This is a genomic window from Cobetia amphilecti (assembly GCF_032923285.1).
Classification (GTDB): domain Bacteria; phylum Pseudomonadota; class Gammaproteobacteria; order Pseudomonadales; family Halomonadaceae; genus Cobetia; species Cobetia amphilecti.
In genome coordinates this window covers 3,113,185-3,128,907 of record NZ_CP136695.1, presented here as the reverse complement: position 1 = coordinate 3,128,907, position 15,723 = coordinate 3,113,185, and the positions used below count along the sequence as shown (strand labels likewise).

Genomic DNA, 15,723 nt, shown 5'->3' with positions numbered 1-15,723 from the left:
GCGGGGTCCATGCTCAATCAACGATCACGCATGCAGCCCACGCTGCATGCCACGCAGGAAGTCTACGCAGGATCGGGGCTTTCGCCAGGCGCCTGGTGATCAAGTCCCAGTCATCAAGCCCCAGTCATCAAGCCCCTGATCATGAAGAAATCATCAAATCCTCGTGCCTGGCGGCGTTACAGATCGACCTTGTCCTTGTACTCGCAGAGGTCTTCGATGATGCAGCTGCCGCAGCGCGGCTTGCGTGCCACACAGGTGTAGCGGCCATGCAGGATCAGCCAGTGGTGGGCGTCGACCAGAAACTCCTTGGGCACATGGCGCATCAGCTTGTGCTCGACCTCCAGCACGTTCTTGCCCGGGGCGATGCGCGTGCGGTTGGAGACACGGAAGATGTGCGTGTCCACTGCCATGGTCGGCTGGCCGAAGGCGGTGTTGAGCACCACGTTGGCAGTCTTGCGGCCCACCCCGGGCAGCGCTTCCAGCGCCTCGCGGGTCTGCGGCACCTCACCACCATGCCGTTCGATCAGCATGCGGCAGGTCTTGATGACGTTCTCGGCCTTGGTGTTGAACAGGCCGATCGTCTTGATGTACCCCTTCAGGCCCTCGACACCCAGCGCGAGGATGCTCTCCGGCGTATTGGCGACCGGATACAGCTTCGCCGTGGCCTTGTTGACGCCCACATCCGTCGCCTGCGCCGACAGCAGCACCGCGATCAAAAGCTCGAAGGGCGTTGACCAGGCAAGCTCGGTGCGTGGCTCAGGATTCTCGTTGCGCAGGCGGGTGAAGATCTCGAGGCGTTTCTGGGCGTTCATGATATCTCGGCGGCGGCGGTAAGGGCTTGGGAGCAGGCGTCGTCGACACAGACTGTCAGCCAGCGGGCTGACAGCCTGTGTGAAAGGGGCTCAGGAGATGGTGCCGGTCACGCGTACACGACGCGACACCTTGGGCGCATCGGCGTTGGCTGCCTTGCGGCGCTGCTCGAGGCGCTCATCGATGGTCTTCTTGCCCGCGATGATCAGCCCCATGCAGAAGAAGGCGCCCGGCGGCAGCACCAGGAACAGGAAGGAGTAGTCCGGGAAGATCGTCAGCTGCCAGTCGGCGGCCATCGGCCCGACGAGCAGTTCCATGCCGGCAAACAGCGTGCCCTGGCCGAACAGCTCACGCATGCCACCCAGCAGCACCAGCACGGCCATGAACCCCAGCCCCATCATCAAGCCATCGGTGGCGGCCGGCAGCACGGGATGCTTGGCGGCGAAGGCATCGGCACGCCCGAGAATCGCGCAGTTGGTGACGATCAGCGGAATGAAGATGCCGAGAATCTGATAGAGCTCATAGGTGTAGGCCTTCATCAGCAGCTCGGCACAGGTCACGAACGAGGCGATGATCATCACGAAGGCCGGCAGGCGCACTGCAGAAGGCACCAGATTGCGGATCAGCGACACCGCCACGTTGGAGCCGATCAACACCAGCAGCGTGGCAAGCCCCAGCCCGATGGCGTTGACGACGCTGGCGGTGACGGCCAGCAGCGGACACAGGCCCAGCAGCTGTACCAGCGCCGGGTTGTTGTCCCACAGGCCGTCGCGGCTGATCTTGCCAAGCGAGATATCACTCATGAGGTTCGTCTCCGCCGTGTTCAGAAGGCGCTGATGGCGTGAGCGTGCCATCAGCGGTGGGAGCTTGCGTGTCTTGCTGGGCCCTGGCAGCGCGGCGGGTCGCGGTCAGCGTCTCGCTGTCCCCGGCCAGCAGTGCCGTGCGGTGCGCCATGAAGTAGATCAATGCCTGACGAACAGCACCCACCACGGCGCGCGGGGTGATGGTCGCACCGGTGAACTGGTCGAAATCACCGCCATCCTTGTTCACCTTCCATTCCACCGAGCTGAGCGTCTGGTCATCGAATTCGTGAATCCAGTCGGACTTGCGCGCTTCGATCTTGTCGCCCAGCCCCGGGGTCTCGGCGTGCTTGACGGCGCGCACTCCGGCCACGCTGCCATCGGCACGGATACCGACCAGCAGGCGGATGTCGCCGCTGTAACCCTTGCCGGTCACGACCGGCAGCAGCACCGCGACGGTCTTGCCATTTTTGGTGGCGCGCCAGCCGGTATCGGCGCTCTCCAGGCCCAGCACCTGAGAGGGCGGCAGGGCGAAGGCCGCGTCGAGCAGGTCATTGTCGTGCAGCGACGGCGGGATGATCTCGGCCAGCGCCGCGCTCTGGGCGGCACGCTCGTTGTCGGCGATGGTCTCGGCGGTGGTCATCTGGGTCACGGCGACGACGCCGGCGGTGACGACGGCGAAGACCGCCAGGCCCAGCGCGGCCCGCGCGATGGTGTGCTTCAGACCCTGCGCGGCCTGGGCTTGCTGTTCGGGCTGATCAGGCGTCAGGCTCATGCCTTGTCCTCCAGCTTGATGCCGCGACGGGCCTTCTTGTGACCATAGCTGCGTGGCTGGGTGTAGTAATCGATGAACGGCACGCTGAAGTTCATCAGCAGCACCGCGAAGGCGATGGCGTCAGGATAGGCGCCGAAGGTGCGAATCAGGTAGATCAGCACGCCGATGCCGACGCCGTAATAGAGCTTGCCCTTGTTGGAGGTCGCCGCCGTGACGGGGTCCGTGGCGATGAAGAAGGCGCCGAAGATCGCCGCACCGCACAGCAGGTGGAACAGGGGGCTGGCATGCTGCTCGCCATCCACGAAGGCGAAGATGGCGGAGATCACCGCTAGGCTGACCAGCATCGCCACCGGGATATGCCAGGTGATCAGGCGACGCGCCAGCAGCACCAGGCCGCCGAGGCCCCAGGCGATGGCCGTCTGCTGCCAGGCCAGCAGGTTGGCGGCGGGCAGCAGGCTCGGGTCTGCCCAGAACTCGCTGCTGGAAAGCTCGCCCTTGTTGCGGAAGGCGTCCAGCGGCGTGGCGCCGGTCAGGGCGTCTGGTGTGGCGATCACGCCGAAGAACTGCTGCAGGCTGTCAGCGAAGCCGAGTGCGAAGCCATCGGGGGATGACCAGCGCGACATCTCGACCGGGAAGGAGATCAGCAGCAGCGCATAGGCGACCATCGCCGGGTTGAACGGATTCTGGCCCAGGCCACCGTAGAGCTGCTTGGCGACCACGATGGCCGCGATTACGCCGGTCAGTACCAGCCACCAGGGCGCCAGCGGCGGCAACGATACTGCCAGCAGCACGCAGGTCACCAGCGCCGAATTGTCCTTGAGGAAGAAGCTGACCGGGCGGCCACGCAGCTTGAGCAGCAGCGCCTCGAGGGCGACACCCGCCAGACAGGCAAAGACGAGGTTGAACAGCACACCCCAGCCATAGTGCCAGCACAGCACGGCGATACCCGGCAGCGTCGCGGCCAGCACCCAGGCCATCACGCGCGAGGTGGCGGTTGGTCCGTGGGCATGGGGGGAGCTTGCATGCATCAGGCTCATGAGACGGTCAGATCCTTGCGGTAAATGGGCAATGACACGAGGCGTGCTTCAGGATGAGTCGCCATTGGCGCGGTAATTGGGCTCAGGTCACTCATTGGGCGTCCACCAGTGCCTGCACCTCGGCCAATGACTCGCGGGCGTGTTCCAGATTGCGGCGCGTGCGGTCGACCTTGGTCGCCAGGCGCTGACGGTTTTCGTCATCCGCCTCGCTCAATGCCGCCTCTGCCTTGCGGTGGGCTGCCTCGGCCGCCTTGACCGCGATGCTGACCTGCTTGTGACGCTTGGCAAGGTTCTCGGCGCGTGATGCCTCGATCTCGGCCTGAGAGAGTGTCACGTTGCTGGCCATGCTGCCGCGCCCGACAGAACCCGCAGCGGGCTTGGGCGCCTCGGGAATCAATTCGCCCGCACCCTTGGCGGCAGGCGTCGCGTCAGTGCTGCCAGCTTGCGCGCTGTTGAGGCGCACCTCGGCGGCACGCAGGTTCTCCTGGGCCGTGGCCAGCAGGGTCTGCAGGTCCTCGATATCGCCTTCGCCGCTCTCGCTGGCACGGGCCAGGGCCTTTTCGGCCTTCTTGACCGCGATATTGGCCGCGGCGCGCGCCGTCTTGAGTGCCTTGATATCGGCGCTGGGTGCCGCAGCTGCCGGTGCAGAAGCGTTGGCAGAAGAGCCAGCCGCAGCGCTTGCCACAGGGCTTTTATCAGCGCCAGCGGCGTCGGTTGCCGCTTTGAGATCGCCCTCAGCCTTGGCAAGGCGCGCCTTGGCATCCGTCACGCTGGTCTCGAGGGCGGGGATGTCGCCCTCACCGCTGTCTTGGGCGGTCTTGAGGGCCTTCTCGGCTTTCTTGACCGCGATATTGGCCGCGGCACGCGCCGTCTTGAGCGCCTTGAGATCGGCTGCCGGGGCAGCCGCGCCTGTCGCGGAAGCGCTGGCCGCCGCAGGGGCAGCTGACTCGCTGGCCTCGCTGGCAGCCTTGAGGTCGGCTTCGGCCTTGGCCAGTCGGGTCTTGGCCTCTGCCACGCTGGTCTCGAGGGCGGGAATATCGCCTTCACCGCTGTCCTGGGCGGTCTTGAGGGCCTTCTCGGCTTTCTTGACCGCGATATTGGCCGCGGCGCGCGCCGTCTTGAGTGCCTTGAGATCGGCGGCGGGGGCAGTCGCGCCGGTTGTCGCAGTGCTGGCTGTCGAAGCGCCGGCAGCCGCCGGGGCAGCTGACTCGCTTGCCTCGCTGGCGGCTTTGAGATCGCTCTCGGCGCTGGCAAGCTTGGTCTTGGCCGCGGTCACGTTGGCCTCGAGCTTTGCGATATCGCTCTCGGAGCTCTCACCGCCATCCTGCGCTGCCTTGAGGGCCTTCTCGGCCTTCTTGACGGCGATGTTGGCCGCGGCGCGCGCCGTCTTGAAGGCCTTGATGTCGGTGGCCGGTGCCGGCTGGGCAGCGGCGGCCGCTGTGGAGGCCGAGGTCGTGTCAGCGGCGGCGCTGGCATCGGCGCTGGCATCGGCGCTGGCGGCGGCGGACTTCTGTGCCGCCTGAGCGCGTTGCTGGCGCTTGGCTTCCTTCTCGGCTTCCTCGCGCGCCATGCGCGCCTGCTTGAATTCGAAGCGGTGACGCGCGCGTTCGGACTTGCGCGCCTCGTGCTGAGCGCTGCGAATCTCGCCCTTGGCGAAGCGGTAATACTGCACCAGCGGAATCTGGCTGGGACAGACATAGGAGCAGGCGCCGCATTCGATGCAGTCCGCCAGATTGTAGAGCTCGGCCTTGTCGAACTCGCGTGCCTTGGAGAACCAGTAGAGCTGCTGCGGCAGCAGCTCGGCCGGACAGGCCTGCTCGCACATGCCGCAACGGATGCACGGCTGCTCGACCGCCGGGGGCGGCAGTGACTCGGGGGAGGAGGCCAGCAGACAGTTGGTGGTCTTGATGATCGGCAGGGCGTCGCTCTCGAGCGTGAAGCCCATCATCGGCCCGCCCATCACCAGGCGTGCGATACCCGTCGGCGCCGGCGCCGCCAGACGCAGCAGGTCTGCGATGGAGGTGCCCAGGCGCGCCTCGACATTGTGCGGGTGCTGCAGCGCCTCACCGGTCAGGGTGACGACGCGCGAGATCATCGGCTCGCCGAAGCACACTGCACGCTGCACGGCGCGCACGGTGCCCGGGTTGTGCACCACCACACCGATATCGGCGGGCAGGCCACGGCTGGGTACTTCGCGGTCCGTCAGCAGCTTGATCAGCTGCTTCTCGCCACCGGAGGGATACTTGGTCGGTACCACCACGACTTCGAGGCGTGAATCCAGCGGCGGCAGGCGCTTGTCGGCGCGGCGGGCGCGAATCGCCTGTTCCAGCGCGATAACGGCCTCGGGCTTGTTGTCTTCGATGCCGATCAGGATGCACTCGGGGCCGATCAGGCTGGCGAGAATCTCGAGCCCTTCGATCAGCGCTTCCGGATGCGTGCGCATGGTCAGGTCATCGGCGGTGATGTAGGGTTCACACTCCGCCGCGTTCAGAATCAGGGTGTCGATGGCGTGGCGCTCACGCACCCGCGCCTTCACTGCCGAGGGGAAGCCGGCACCGCCCTGGCCGACCACACCGGCATCCTGCAGGCGCTGGATCAGGTCCTGGGCTTCCTGCTGACGCCAGTCGCGCCAGGCTTCCAGGCGCGCCCATTCATCGATCTCGCCGTCGCGCTCGATCACGATGCACAGGTCTTCCAGGCCTGAGACGTGGGGAATCTGGCGCGGCTCGATGGCGGTGACCACGCCGGTGATGCTGGCATGCACCGGGGCGGAGATCATGCCCTGGGCGCGGGCGATCAGTTCGCCCGTCTTGACGCGCTGGCCGATTTCCACCAGCGGCTGGGCGGGCGCGCCGATATGCTGGCTGAGCGGCAGCACCACCTCACGGGGCAGCGGGGCGGCCACCAGCGGGGCGCGGTTGGAGAGCGCCTTGTGCTCCGGCGGATGGATACCGCCGTGGAAGTCGAACACGCGCGGCGCGTCCTGGCCCTTCTGTGTGTGTTCCGCCTCCGCCGTGGCGGCGGAACGTGAGGAAGTCACCATGGATTTGAGTAACGACAGAACCATCAGGCGACATTCCTTGCAGATGTGGCAGTAGAATCGGCGGCATCGGTCACGATCAGATTGCCACTGAAGCGGGCATTGTCGCGGGTCGGGCCCGCCGGTTGCGGCCAGTGCCAGCTGCGCACGTCAGTGGCGACCGGCACCATGTCGATGCAATCGACCGGGCAGGGTTCGACACACAGGTCGCAGCCGGTGCATTCGTCGGCGATCACGGTATGCATGTGCTTGGCGGCACCGAGGATGGCATCGACAGGGCAGGCCTGGATGCACTTGGTGCAACCGATGCATTCGTCCTCGCGAATCACCGCCACCTTGGGCGTGTTGTCGCTGTCGCCATCCAGCGGCGTGGCCTCACGGCCCAGCAGGTCGGCCAGCGAGGCGATGGTGCTCTCGCCGCCCGGCGGGCACTTGTTGATCTCGTCGCCTTCGGCGATGGCCTGGGCGTAGGGCTTGCAGCCCGGATAGCCGCACTGGCCGCACTGGGTCTGCGGCAGCAGCTGGTCGATCTGCTCGACGATGGGGTCGCCCTCGACCTTGAAGGCCACGGCGGCAAAGCCGAGCAGACCGCCGAAGACGACGGCCATGGCCACCAGTGCGACGATGGCGGAGATCAGCGTATGGTCGTTGAAGAATTCGAGCATGTCAGATCTGCACCAGTCCGGAGAAGCCGAGGAAGGCCAGCGACATCAGGCTGGCGGTGATCATCGCGATGGCTGGGCCCTGGAAGGGACGCGGCACATCGGCGACGGCCAGACGCTCGCGCATGGCAGCGAACAGTACCAGTACCAGCGAGAAGCCGACGGCCGCGCCGAAGCCGTAGAGCGTGGCTTCCATGAAGCTGGAATTGCGGTTCAGGGTCAGCAGCGCCACGCCGAGTACCGCGCAGTTGGTGGTGATCAGCGGCAGGAAGATGCCCAGCACCTGATAGAGCAGCGGGCTGGTCTTCTTGACCACCATTTCGGTGAACTGTACCACCACGGCGATCACCATGATGAAGGCGATGGTGCGCAGGTACTCGAGCCCCAGCGGCGCGAGGATGAAGTGATAGGTCAGGTAGGCGCACATCGACGACAACGTGAGCACGAAGGTGGTGGCCAGCGACATGCCCATTGCGGACTCCAGCTTGTTGGAGACACCCATGAAGGGGCACAGGCCGAGGAACTGCACCAGTACGAAATTGTTGACCAGGATGGTGCTGATCAGGATAAGAAGGTATTCACTCATCAGGGGCGTCGCTCGGTCAGGGTGTTTCGAAGGCGCTTCCGTGCTCGCGGCATGCATTAACCGGCACTCGCAGGCGATCAGGGCTGTTGCTGCCGCAAGCTGTCAGGAAGCTGCAGGGCAGGGGATCGTCGAGCGCGGCGATATTATACGCAAGATGCTGCTGGCCGACAGCCTGTAGCGTGGCAAGCGAGGCATAGTGTTGCCAGCATGAGACGACCATTGTTTCGCGTTTTGCTTGGTTCTTGAAGTAATAAAGAAGAATTCCTTTATTACTATTATTGATTATGGCGTGATCAGCGACTTTCACGTCACTAGGGGTGGCACAAGGAGCGGGATATGCGCAGGACAGGAACACGCGGCCGTCGGCCGTTATGGGTCATCATCCTGGTGGTGGCGATGGCGGGTATCTCGCAGCTGACGGGCAATGGCAATTTCTCGCTCTCCCAGCTGTGGAATGACTTCCAGCCGCCGCAGGCCGAGGCGACGCAGGGGGAAGGCGCTTCCTCGGCGGACGAGAGCCGACTCAGGCGCGCCATCAGTGCCCAGCAGAGTGATGTGCAGGTGCGGGGCATGGGCGAGGTGACGCGTCTGCTCAGGGATGATCTCAAGGGCAGCCGTCATCAGAAGTTCCTGATCCGGGTCGCGGGCGGCACCACCATTCTGGTGGCGCACAACATCGATCTCGCGCCACGCATCGACAGTCTTCAGGTCGGTGATCGCATCGGCTTCTACGGGGAATATGAGTGGACCGACAAGGGCGGCGTGATCCACTGGACGCATCATGATCCCGGTGGCCGCCATGTGGATGGCTGGCTGGAGCATGCCGGTCGTCGCTACGAGTAGCCGTCCCGCTGGCCGGATGTGACGCATGAACGACAACGCCCCGCCAGAGAGTCTCTGGCGGGGCGTTGTGCTGAAGAGCCCTCAGCGTGGTATCGCAAAGAGCCCTCGGCGCATCATCAGTGGATCAAGTGACGCGCTGCCCCGGCTTGGCACCGGTGTGCGGCTCCAGCAGGTAGATGCCTTCGTCGTCACCGGCGGCCAGCACCATGCCCTCGGACACGCCGAAGCGCATCTTGCGCGGCGCCAGGTTGGCGACCATCACTGTCAGACGACCTTCCAGCGCTTCCGGCGCGTAGGCGGACTTGATGCCGGAGAACACGGTGCGTGTCTCGCCACCGATATCCAGCGTCAGCTTGAGCAGCTTGGCCGCCTTCTCGACGTGCTCCGCCTTGACGATCTTCGCCACGCGCAGATCGGTCTTCATGAAGGTATCGAAGTCGATCTCGTCGGCGATCGGGTCGGCGTCGAGCGGGCTCGGCGCGGCCGCGGCTTCGGCCTTGGCGGTGCCGTCCTTGATCTTCTGCTCCTCGACCAGCACTTCGCGCGAGGCTTCGAGCATCTTGTCGATGCGCTCCGGCTCGACGCGCGTCAGCAGCGGCTTGAACTTGTTGATCGCATGATCGGTCAGCACGCTTTCACGGCTGGCCCAGTCGAGGCTCTCGAGGTTCAGGAAGTCACGTGCCTTGTCGGTCAGCTCCGGAATTACCGGCGCCAGGTAGACCATCAACTGGCGGAACAGGTTGATGCCCACGGAGCAGACGTCGAGCACTTCCTGCTCGCGGCCGTCTTCCTTGGCCATCGCCCACGGCGCCTTGTCGGCGATGTAGGTGTTGGCTTCATCGGCCAGTTCCATCACCTTGCGCATGGCGCGCGCGAATTCACGGGCTTCGAAGTCTGCCGCGATGCCTTCGCCAGCGGCGATGAAGCGCTCGACCAGCTCCGGCTCGGCGCAGGTGGCGGACAGCTTGCCGTCGCCGAACTTCTTGACGAACCCGGCGCAGCGGCTGGCGATGTTGACCACCTTGCCGACCAGGTCGGAATTCACGCGGGCGGTGAAGTCGTCGAGGTTGAGGTCGAGGTCATCGACGCCGGAGGTCAGTTTGGCGGCGAAGTAGTAGCGCAGGTATTCCGGGTTGAGGAACTGCGCGTAGGTGTCGGCTTTGATGAAGGTGCCGCGCGACTTGGACATCTTGGCGCCATTGACGGTCACGAAACCGTGGCAGTTGACGCCGGTCGGGGTGCGCATGCCGGCACCTTCCAGCATCGCCGGCCAGAACAGGGCGTGGAAGTAGACGATGTCCTTGCCGATGAAGTGATAGACCTCGGCGTCGGAATCGGCCTTCCAGTAGCTGTCGAAGTCGATGCCCTGCTTCTCGCACAGGTTCTGGAAGCTGGCGAGGTAGCCGATCGGCGCGTCCAGCCACACGTAGAAGTACTTGCCCGGCGCGTCGGGAATCTCGAAGCCGAAGTAGGGCGCATCGCGGGAGATGTCCCACTCGGCCAGACCCGCCTCGAACCATTCCTGCAGCTTGTTGGAAATCTGGCTCTGCACGCGGCCGCTCTTGGTCCACTCCTGCAGGAACTCGGCGAAGTTCGGCAGCTTGAAGAAGTAGTGGGTGGACGTGCGCATTTCCGGCGTGGCGCCGGAAATGGCCGAGACCGGATCGATCAGCTCGGCCGGCGTGTAGGCCGCGCCGCAGGCTTCACAGTTGTCGCCGTACTGGTCTTCGGTCTTGCACTTCGGGCAGGTGCCCTTGATGAAGCGGTCGGCGAGGAACAGGCCCTTGACCGGATCGAACATCTGCTCGATATCGCGCGTGGCGATATGACCGGCATCGCGCAGCGCCAGATAGATGCGCTCGCTGTGGGCGCGGTTCTCCGGCGAGTGGGTGGAGTGATAGTTGTCAAAGCCGACGCCGAACTTGGCGAAGTCGGCCTGGTGCTCGTCACTCACACGCTGGATCAGCTGCTCGGCGGTGATACCTTCCTGCTCGGCACGCAGCATGATGGCGGTGCCGTGGGCGTCATCGGCGCACACGTAATGGCATTCGTGGCCACGGCTTTTCTGGAAGCGTACCCAGATGTCGGTCTGGATGTACTCAAGCAGGTGACCCAGGTGGATCGACCCATTGGCATAGGGCAGGGCACTGGTAACCAGAATCTTGCGCGCTGACATGAGGCCTCGTCTTGACGGTAAAGGGCGCCTGCTGCGCAGTGCGCAGCCACTCGCCGGGATGACTCGTGATAAGGGGCGAACGCATCGCCCCGTCGGGATGGGCGCTACTATATCGCGAAGGTGCGGGCGGCGCGAAGGGCGCGTCGCGTCACCGGCAACGCTGGCGTGCGCAACTGCGAGGTTGCAACCCGTGCCGCTGCCCTCATGAAGGATTCAAGGACACTACATTTTCCGTTCCTGGAGGTCAGCATGCCAGCACAGCTATCCGTCGCCGGTCAGATCAATCGTCTCATCCGCCAGGTGATGATGCCCGGCAGCAACTCCCGTCCCAACGAGGAGCCCGGCCCGGAACTCGCCATGGCCGTGCTGATGTTCGAGGTGGTACGCGCCGATGATCATCTCGATGTGCGCGAACGTGAAGCCCTGGCGCGCCAGCTGGCCGAGCGCTTCTCGCTGGGGGATGAGGAACTTGCCAGCCTGCTGACCCAGGCCGAGCAGGATGCCGAGCAGGCCACGGACCACTTCCGCTTCGTCAAGCAGCTCAACGAGCACATGAGCCTTGAGGAGCGCAGCGAGCTGATCGGCATGCTCTGGGAACTGGCCTACGCCGATGGCGAGCTGGACCCGCAGGAGGAGCACCGCATCCGCCGTCTTGCCGGCCTGCTGCATGTCAGCCACAGCGAGTTCATCCGCACCAAGCTGGCGGCACAGCCAGACACCTGATCCGTCAGGAGTTTTATATACTCTCCCCTATCCGAGCGTCCCTGCCTGGACGCCCCTGTCCAGACACCGCTATTCAGGCATCCCCAAGCAGACGCCCCCGTTGCCAATGGCAGCGGGGGCGTCGTGTTTGCGGCTTCGGGCCGCAGTGTCGGCTGCCATTGAAATGACATCTTTATGTCATCCTTTCGTCATGAATTGTCCCGTAGCCGGGCCATTGATATGGACGGCTCTGCTTGCGTCGTCAATAGTGAAGCGCATGCTCCAGTTGGCACCTTGGGTGCCGCCATGTGAGCAGATCGCGATTCATTTCTGACCAACAAGCGCTCCGTTCGAGCACAGACGTACAGACTTGCACGAGTACTGTATGTGCCCGGGTAACACGGATGCCATCAATGACAAGGGAACACGGAAGATGACCATGATGATGCCTCATCAGAACCAGCAAGGACGATGGTGTCGAAAAGGGTGGGCCGTCGTTGCGCTGACGGGAAGCATGAGCTGGATGCCGCTGGCCAATGCGGCAGAGATCAAGAATGTCATTCTGATGATTGGCGATGGCATGGGGCCCCAGCAGGTTGGCATGCTGGAGACATACGCCAATCGTGCGCCGGATTCGATATATCAGGGGCGTTCGACGGCACTCTACCAGCTGGCGAAGGAAGGCGTGGTGGGCGCTTCATTGACTCACCCTGAAGATGCCGTGGTAGTGGATTCGGCCTGTTCAGCGACTCAGCTCTCGACGGGTATCTTCACCGGGGGCGAGGTGATCGGCATAGATTCAGAGGGTAATCGGGTGGAAACCGTCCTCGAGCTTGCCAAACGAGTCGGCAAGGCCACCGGATTGGTGTCCGATACGCGCCTGACCCACGCGACTCCGGCGGCCTTCGCCGCCCACCAGCCGCATCGTTCACTGGAAAATACCATTGCCGAAGACATGCTCATGACCGGGCCGGATGTCATGCTGTCGGGAGGGTTGCGTCACTTCGTGCCACAGTCCGTCAGTGAGCCGGGGGAAAGCGCGGGCAGTGTCGAGACGCTGATGCAAGGTGCCTGGTCGCCAACCTCCAAGCGCAAGGATGAACGAAATCTGCTCCAGGAAGCTGCAGATCAAGGCTATGGGCTAGCCTTTACGCGTGATCAGATGGCCGCACTCAATGGCACCAAGGTATTGGGGCTATTCGCCAACTCGGGTATGGCGGATGGTATCAGCTATCGAGATAGCCATGATGACCCACAGCGTCAGCAGCCGACCCTGCATGAGATGACCCAGAAAGCACTGTCAATGCTGGAACAGGATGATGATGGTTTCTTTTTGATGGTCGAGGGTGGCCAGATCGACTGGGCCGCGCATTCCAATGATGCGGGCACCATGCTCAATGAACTGATCAAGTTCGATGAGGCCGTGCAAGGTGTCTATGACTGGGCGCGAGAGCGAGACGATACAATAATCCTGGTAACGGCCGACCATGAGACGGGAGCATTCGGCTTCAGTTATTCCAGCGCCAATTTACCGGCAGCGCAGAAGAAATCAGGCCCTGCATTCGCAGATCAGGATTACGCTCCCAATTTCAATTTTGGTGACTTCTCGATTCTGGACAGTCTCTATGAGCAGAAGCAGACCTATTACGAGCTGCTCAGTGATTTCGAGGCACTACCGCAAGGTGAGCGCACACCGGCGCGCTTGATGGCGGCTGTCAATAGCAATAGTGACTTCCAGATTACCGAAGCCCAGGCAGCTGAAGTACTGGCCAACAAGCCCAACCCCTATCATGTGGATGGACATAGTTACCTCGGGGTCAGCGAGGTGCCGGCAGTTCACGACTTCGACGCCTTCTTCCCCTATAACGATCGCGGCAACCTGCTGGCGCGGGCATTGGCGACACAGCAAAACACCGTCTGGGGGACTGGTACGCACACCCATACGCCAGTCAACGTCTTTGCATGGGGGCCAGCCAACGACATCTTGCCGGTCTCGTCCATCCTGCACCATTCCGAGATAGGACAGTATCTGAAGACAGTGGTAGCGAAGTAGTCGGACTCGGCCCATTTCTGAAGATTGAGTGATGATATGCCCCAGAAGGCCCCTGATGAGTGAATCATCAGGGGCCTTCTGGTTTGTCTGTTTCCTGTACGGTCTTCCCGTCACGGTCTTGTACGCGACATGGCGCTGGCATGCGGGATGTCAGGCAACTTGCTGGTGATGGTTCTACCCGTCATGCCCTGGTGAAAGGGTGAGTCAGTTGCGATAGAACAGGTGCTGACCGATGCGCGCGGTGCGCACGAAGCGCTTGGCCCAGTAGGGTGTGGCGTAGCGGGCGTGGAAGTAGAGGGCGCCGTCGGTGACGTCTTCCAGCTGATGGTTGAGCGCCTGGCGGGCCACGTCGCGTGCCTCGGCATAGGCGGCGGGTTCGCGAATGCGGTCTGAGCGCCCGTCACACCACCAGGAGAACTGGCAGCTGCCGCTTTCGCCACCCTGCTTGACCACGCCGCACAGGCTATCGGGGAAGCGCGGGTCGGCGGCGCGGTTGATCACCACATTGACGATGCCCTGCATGCCGCTTCTGCCTTCGCCCTTGGCTTCCCAGTAGGCGGCGCGCGCCAGGCAGGTCAGCGGGTCGTCCACCGGACGCTGGCCGTTGGGGTCGATCGCCTTGGCGCCAGCCTTGCTGAGCAACAGGCTCTCGGGCACATCGCTCTCGCCTTGCACCAGCAGGCTTTCCAGCCGTTCGGCCTTGACGGCTGCCTTGGCCGCGGTGGTCGGGGCGGCAGGCGCGTCCGAGGCGTGCGGCGCGGAGCAGCCCGCGGCCAGCGTCAGGCCGAAGATCAGTACCAGATGACGAAGCGTGCGTGCACTGCTGATGGCGTAGCGCCGAGTGTGAGTCAGTGGGCGGCGCGATGTGAGGGGTAAACGCATGCAAGATACCTGTGAACGTGGCCTGGGAAGCGCAGCAAGGCGGGATGGCGCGCAGGGTCAATCCGGGTCGATCGCACACCTTCGGTTGGCGAGTCACTGACGGAGACTGAAGCGTTGGCCACCGGCCTCCTCGGTAGCGACAGTCGACGCGCAAGCGCATCAGTTTGCCTGACCCTGACCTTGTATGGCTCAGAGTGAGCTTCAACGCAACTCTGACGCTTTGCTGCGCAAAGGGTTCCGCAAGTGTCACCACGCGGTTGCGTAGTGATGACGATGACGATGGCGCGGGTAGCGCATCGCGCCTGCCAGCGCATGATCAGGCGGGTCAGAGGCAGCCAGATCGCTTGCGCCAGAGGGGCGGATGACCAGGCGTAGTGGATCAGATGCGCTGGCGGAGAGCATCGAAGGGCCTGGTGATGAGCATCAAATGATCTGCTGAAGCACACTGCGCCGATTTGTGGCCACGCAGCCTAGCATCTTCAGCGCGTCTCGTCCGTGCCATCCTCGGCGCATGCCGTTATCATGGCGGGCTAGCCTTGATGACCCTGTCAGGCTGTCCCACTTCTTTTTATCTGCGCTTCTGCGTGCTGCTGCTCTGCCTGTTGCCTGCGTCGCTGCCTCGAGAGTCCCCATGACCGAACCCGTCCGTCTTTCCAAGTTTCTGGCCCATCAGCAGGGCATCTCGCGCCGTGAGGCCGAGCATCTCATCGCCAAGGGGGTGGTACGTGTCGCGGGCGAGATCGTGGAAGCGCCTTTCTTCAAGGTCACCGATGAGGAAGTCACCGTCGATGACGGCGCCAGTATGGCACCCATCGAGCCGCTGACCCTGGTCTGGTATCAGCCGCCGGGCACGGCGCTGCCGGACCCGCTGACCCTGCGTGACGGCGCACCACGCAGTGCGCTCGACAACAGCGGTGCCGACTGGCTCAAGGTGCATTTCCTGTCCCAGCAGCCGCTGGCCGAGCTCGGCGAAGACGAATCCGGTCTCGCCGTGTGGTCACAGAACCGTGGCGTGATCCGCAAGCTGGGTGATGACCTGGACCAGCTGGAGCAGGAATACGTCGTCGAAGTGGAAGGGACACTGGATGACGAAGGCCTCAAGCGCATCGGCTTCGCGCTGTGCGCCGACATCCGCGGCCGCAAGCCCAAGGTCAGCATCAGCTGGCAGAGCGACACCCGTCTGCGCATCGCCATGAAGCGGGTGCCGGTGGGGGGGATTCGCGGCGCGGTCGAGGAGCAGGGCCTCAAGGTGATCGAGGTGCGTCGTCTGCGTCTGGGCGCGATTCTGCTCGGTCGCATGGCGCCGGGCGAGTGGCGCTTCCTGCCGGTCGACGTGCGCTTCTGAGACGTGCGCTTC

13 protein-coding genes are annotated in these 15,723 nt (G+C 63.8%); 4 read left to right on the top strand and 9 right to left on the bottom strand.

Annotated elements, in window-relative coordinates; genetic code table 11:
* Window positions 1-176: 176 nt before the first annotated feature.
* The 7 genes from nth to rsxA all read right to left on the bottom strand — a co-directional run bounded on the left by nth (window position 177) and on the right by rsxA (window position 7,710).
* Window positions 177-812, bottom strand: coding sequence for an endonuclease III (gene nth / locus R1T44_RS13315; RefSeq protein ID WP_317292201.1), 636 nt, complete (start codon window positions 810-812; stop codon window positions 177-179).
* Between the two features lie 90 nt (window positions 813-902).
* On the bottom strand, window positions 903-1,613 hold the full coding sequence (locus R1T44_RS13310; RefSeq protein ID WP_043334099.1) for an electron transport complex subunit E: 711 nt from the start codon (window positions 1,611-1,613) through the stop codon (window positions 903-905).
* Window positions 1,606-2,385 (bottom strand): electron transport complex subunit RsxG, encoded by a 780-nt coding sequence (gene rsxG, locus R1T44_RS13305; RefSeq protein WP_317292200.1) that lies wholly within the window; start codon window positions 2,383-2,385, stop codon window positions 1,606-1,608. Before rsxG ends, R1T44_RS13310 begins: the two co-directional genes overlap by 8 nt.
* Complete coding sequence (gene rsxD / locus R1T44_RS13300) at window positions 2,382-3,422, bottom strand: electron transport complex subunit RsxD (protein ID WP_317292199.1); 1,041 nt, start codon at window positions 3,420-3,422, stop codon at window positions 2,382-2,384. Before rsxD ends, rsxG begins: the two co-directional genes overlap by 4 nt.
* 91 nt (window positions 3,423-3,513) lie before the next feature.
* Window positions 3,514-6,489, bottom strand: coding sequence for an electron transport complex subunit RsxC (rsxC, locus tag R1T44_RS13295; protein ID WP_317292198.1), 2,976 nt, complete (start codon window positions 6,487-6,489; stop codon window positions 3,514-3,516).
* Window positions 6,489-7,127, bottom strand: a complete 639-nt coding sequence (gene rsxB, locus R1T44_RS13290) for an electron transport complex subunit RsxB (protein WP_043334101.1) — start codon at window positions 7,125-7,127, stop codon at window positions 6,489-6,491. Before rsxB ends, rsxC begins: the two co-directional genes overlap by 1 nt.
* A 1-nt stretch (window position 7,128) precedes the next feature.
* Window positions 7,129-7,710: an electron transport complex subunit RsxA gene (rsxA, locus tag R1T44_RS13285; protein ID WP_043334102.1), complete on the bottom strand. Its 582-nt coding sequence runs from the start codon at window positions 7,708-7,710 to the stop codon at window positions 7,129-7,131.
* Between the two features lie 336 nt (window positions 7,711-8,046).
* Here rsxA and R1T44_RS13280 point away from each other — a divergent pair, with 336 nt between their 5' ends.
* Entirely contained in the window at window positions 8,047-8,553 is a 507-nt protein-coding gene (locus R1T44_RS13280; RefSeq protein ID WP_317292197.1) for a DUF3465 domain-containing protein, read from the top strand.
* A gap of 124 nt (window positions 8,554-8,677) precedes the next feature.
* Here the strand turns inward: R1T44_RS13280 and metG are convergent, their stop codons facing one another.
* Window positions 8,678-10,729, bottom strand: coding sequence for a methionine--tRNA ligase (gene metG / locus R1T44_RS13275; RefSeq protein ID WP_317292196.1), 2,052 nt, complete (start codon window positions 10,727-10,729; stop codon window positions 8,678-8,680).
* A gap of 249 nt (window positions 10,730-10,978) precedes the next feature.
* On the opposite strand from metG, the gene R1T44_RS13270 reads away from it, so the two are divergent.
* Both R1T44_RS13270 and R1T44_RS13265 read left to right on the top strand, forming a co-directional pair.
* Window positions 10,979-11,452: a tellurite resistance TerB family protein gene (locus tag R1T44_RS13270; protein ID WP_317292195.1), complete on the top strand. Its 474-nt coding sequence runs from the start codon at window positions 10,979-10,981 to the stop codon at window positions 11,450-11,452.
* A gap of 412 nt (window positions 11,453-11,864) precedes the next feature.
* Window positions 11,865-13,484 carry an alkaline phosphatase gene (locus R1T44_RS13265; RefSeq protein WP_317292194.1) on the top strand — a complete coding sequence of 540 codons (1,620 nt, stop codon included), beginning with the start codon at window positions 11,865-11,867 and terminating at the stop codon, window positions 13,482-13,484.
* A gap of 204 nt (window positions 13,485-13,688) precedes the next feature.
* Here R1T44_RS13265 and R1T44_RS13260 read toward each other — a convergent pair whose 3' ends face one another.
* Window positions 13,689-14,366, bottom strand: coding sequence for a cell wall hydrolase (locus tag R1T44_RS13260; protein ID WP_317292193.1), 678 nt, complete (start codon window positions 14,364-14,366; stop codon window positions 13,689-13,691).
* A gap of 631 nt (window positions 14,367-14,997) precedes the next feature.
* On the opposite strand from R1T44_RS13260, the gene R1T44_RS13255 reads away from it, so the two are divergent.
* On the top strand, window positions 14,998-15,711 hold the full coding sequence (locus R1T44_RS13255) for an RNA pseudouridine synthase (RefSeq protein WP_317292192.1): 714 nt from the start codon (window positions 14,998-15,000) through the stop codon (window positions 15,709-15,711).
* Window positions 15,712-15,723: the final 12 nt, after the last annotated feature.

Bases quoted from the DNA above. Each gene is read 5' to 3' on its own strand.
- nth (WP_317292201.1), bottom strand. From the start codon at position 812: ATGAACGCCCAGAAACGCCTCGAGATCTTCACCCGCCTGCGCAACGAG.
- R1T44_RS13310 (WP_043334099.1), bottom strand. From the start codon at position 1,613: ATGAGTGATATCTCGCTTGGCAAGATCAGCCGCGACGGCCTGTGGGAC.
- rsxG (WP_317292200.1), bottom strand. From the start codon at position 2,385: ATGAGCCTGACGCCTGATCAGCCCGAACAGCAAGCCCAGGCCGCGCAG.
- rsxD (WP_317292199.1), bottom strand. From the start codon at position 3,422: ATGAGCCTGATGCATGCAAGCTCCCCCCATGCCCACGGACCAACCGCC.
- rsxC (WP_317292198.1), bottom strand. From the start codon at position 6,489: ATGGTTCTGTCGTTACTCAAATCCATGGTGACTTCCTCACGTTCCGCC.
- rsxB (WP_043334101.1), bottom strand. From the start codon at position 7,127: ATGCTCGAATTCTTCAACGACCATACGCTGATCTCCGCCATCGTCGCA.
- rsxA (WP_043334102.1), bottom strand. From the start codon at position 7,710: ATGAGTGAATACCTTCTTATCCTGATCAGCACCATCCTGGTCAACAAT.
- R1T44_RS13280 (WP_317292197.1), top strand. From the start codon at position 8,047: ATGCGCAGGACAGGAACACGCGGCCGTCGGCCGTTATGGGTCATCATC.
- metG (WP_317292196.1), bottom strand. From the start codon at position 10,729: ATGTCAGCGCGCAAGATTCTGGTTACCAGTGCCCTGCCCTATGCCAAT.
- R1T44_RS13270 (WP_317292195.1), top strand. From the start codon at position 10,979: ATGCCAGCACAGCTATCCGTCGCCGGTCAGATCAATCGTCTCATCCGC.
- R1T44_RS13265 (WP_317292194.1), top strand. From the start codon at position 11,865: ATGACCATGATGATGCCTCATCAGAACCAGCAAGGACGATGGTGTCGA.
- R1T44_RS13260 (WP_317292193.1), bottom strand. From the start codon at position 14,366: ATGCGTTTACCCCTCACATCGCGCCGCCCACTGACTCACACTCGGCGC.
- R1T44_RS13255 (WP_317292192.1), top strand. From the start codon at position 14,998: ATGACCGAACCCGTCCGTCTTTCCAAGTTTCTGGCCCATCAGCAGGGC.